2 protein-coding genes are annotated in these 2657 nt (G+C 31.7%); both read right to left on the bottom strand.

Going from position 1 to position 2657, the window contains the following annotated elements:
- Window positions 1-100 precede the first annotated feature (100 nt).
- The gene (locus KHW44_RS08385) at window positions 101-2275 is read right to left on the bottom strand and encodes an ATP-dependent helicase (protein WP_294685612.1); all 2175 of its coding nucleotides are present in this window, start codon (window positions 2273-2275) and stop codon (window positions 101-103) included.
- Between the two features lie 129 nt (window positions 2276-2404).
- On the bottom strand, window positions 2405-2657 hold a 253-nt coding region (locus KHW44_RS08380; RefSeq protein WP_304068368.1), incomplete at its 5' end, for an undecaprenyl-diphosphate phosphatase.

Here is a 2657-nt window from a genome sequence, read left to right as displayed (position 1 = left end):
TACTCTGAGTCCTCAATCAAAGGATCATCCAAAGTATAATAATGAAAAGCGTATTTATTTAGTATGTCTACTAAATATTTTATTCTGTCTTCCTTTTCCATTATTCAACCCTTGTTAGTGGTGCTAGTGATGAATTTAGCTTCTTCAATCCTTTTTTGTCGAAATTAATCGTCAACTCATCTCCATTGTCTTTTTCTACAATTCCAACGATTACACCAGTTCCGAACTTCTTGTGTGAAACCTTATCTCCAGCTCTGTACTTTTCATTGTTTTTAGTAACAGCATTTTGTTTCTTAGTGATTGAAGCTGATGCTTCTGTCCTGTAATCGTCAACTACTTTTGTGTTGAACGATTCTCTAAAACTAACCTCTTTATTAGGAGATTCGTCTTTGTATTTGTTTTCCATTTCCTCTATAAACCTCGATTCAGCTTTTGTTTGAAATTCGTTAAATCTTCTTCTCGATTGCACACTTGTAATGTACAATTTTTTTCTTGCCCTTGTGATTGCAACGTAGCACAATCTTCTCTCTTCTTCTACATCTTCATCAATTCTTGATGGAATAGTACCTTCTTCTAGACCAGTGAAAAATACAACATCAAACTCCAATCCTTTTGCCGCGTGGATTGTCATCATCGATACACCTTTTGTATTATCATCAGTTTTATCTAAATCGGTCATAAGTGATGAAGTTTCCAAATATTCTCTCAAGTTTTTATCAGGATTATCTTGAACAAATTGATATAAGGATGAAATGTATTCGTCAATATTTTCCAACCTCGTCTTATCATCTCTATTATTTGATTTTTCAAGATTAGCTCTGTATCCTGTTTTGTCCAGAATATATTCCATAAGTTCTGCAACATTCATCTCATCTTTCGGAAAGCTTTTAATTAAATAATAAAACTCTTGAAGCTTTTTAGCTGTAGCATTTGAAAAATCAGGAAGATCTGTATTTTTGATGTATTCCATCATACTAATTCCTCTTGATTGCGAACATTGCAACAACTTATCCATAGTTGTTTTACCAATTCCTCTTTTCGGCTCATTGATAATTCTATTTAATGCCATATTGTCATTCAAATTTTCAACAATTCTAAGATAGCTAACGCAATCTTTGATTTCTTTTCTATCGTAGAATTTCAATCCACCTACAACTCTATTAGGAATTCCTAGTCTATTCAATCTTTCTTCAAAAAGTCTAGATTGTGCATTGGTTCTGTATAAAATCGCCATTTCTTCGTATGGGTTTTGTCTGTATCTTTCTTGCTCGATCCATTGAACCACTTGTTCTGCCTCATCTATATCAGAATACATTCTTCTATATATAGGCATATCCCCTTCGTTTTTGGCAGTCCATAAATTCTTATCTTTTCTAAGTGAATTGTTTTTAATCACCGTGTTTGCCAAATCCAAAATAGGTTGTGTTGAACGATAATTTTGTTCCAATAAAATAACTTTTGCATTCTTAAAATCTTTTTCAAAGTTTTGAATGTTTTGTATGTTTGCTCCTCTCCAGCCGTAAATTGATTGATCAGAATCTCCTACACAGCAAATATTATCGTTTTTAGAAACCAAATTTTTGATAAGCTCGTATTGTGTATCGTTTGTATCTTGGTATTCATCGACAAACACGTACTTAAATCTTTCAGAATATTTTTCTCTCAAGTCGGGATTTTCTTCGAACAACAAATTAGTCTTCACAATCAAATCATCAAAGTCTAACGAATTGTATCTTTTTAATTTGTGTTCGTATTTTTGGAATAATTCCATAGTAAAAGTGCTTAAACTTATATCAAAATCTTCTTTGTCGATATTTTTTTCTGTAGCACCTGCATTTTTTAATCTAGAAATTGTATTGATTTCGTTTTTGATTTCGACATTTTTAGGATCTACTCCCATATCCTTTAAACATTCTTTTACAAGAGATATTTGATCTGCTCTGTCATAAACTGTAAAGTTTCTTTCGAAGCCAATTCTCTCTATTTCTACTCTCAGTATTCTAGAACAAATGGCATGAAAAGTTCCTATCCACATGCTGTCTACGTCTTCTTGCAGGATATTTTCGACCCTTTCTTTCATTTCTTTGGCAGCTTTGTTTGTAAAGGTAATTGCCAAAATTTCGTATTTTGAACACAATCCTTTCTCTAAACAATATGCAATTTTCGTAGTCAAAACTTTTGTCTTCCCACTTCCTGCTCCTGCCAATATCAACATAGGACCATCTGTGTTTTCGACTGCTTCTCTTTGTCTGTCATTTAAATTATCTAAATTCATCATAACTCCTTATGTATCAATAAAAAAATAAGTCGCTACAACTTATTTTTTCAAATATATATTCGTCTATGTTTTCTAATGTTCATTTAGGAATAATTGCAACTATTCCTTCTAATTATTATATCACAACTATCTGATTAGTCCGAAATAAATTAGAACCAATACGCCAAGAGCTATTCTGTAATAACCAAACACTTTGAAATCATTGTTTTTGATGTAATTCATTAAGAATTTAATTGTAATTACAGATACAACAAAGCTAACTGCAGTTCCCAATAATAAAACGAATGCTTCCATTGCTGTAAAACTAAATCCAAATTTCACAAGTTTTAGTAAACTTGCTCCAAACATTGTTGGAATTGCCAAGAAAAATGTAAATTCA

This window comes from Finegoldia magna (assembly GCF_018371055.1).
GTDB classification, from domain to species: domain Bacteria; phylum Bacillota; class Clostridia; order Tissierellales; family Peptoniphilaceae; genus Finegoldia; species Finegoldia magna_I.
This window is presented reverse-complemented; position numbering and strand designations above follow the sequence as displayed.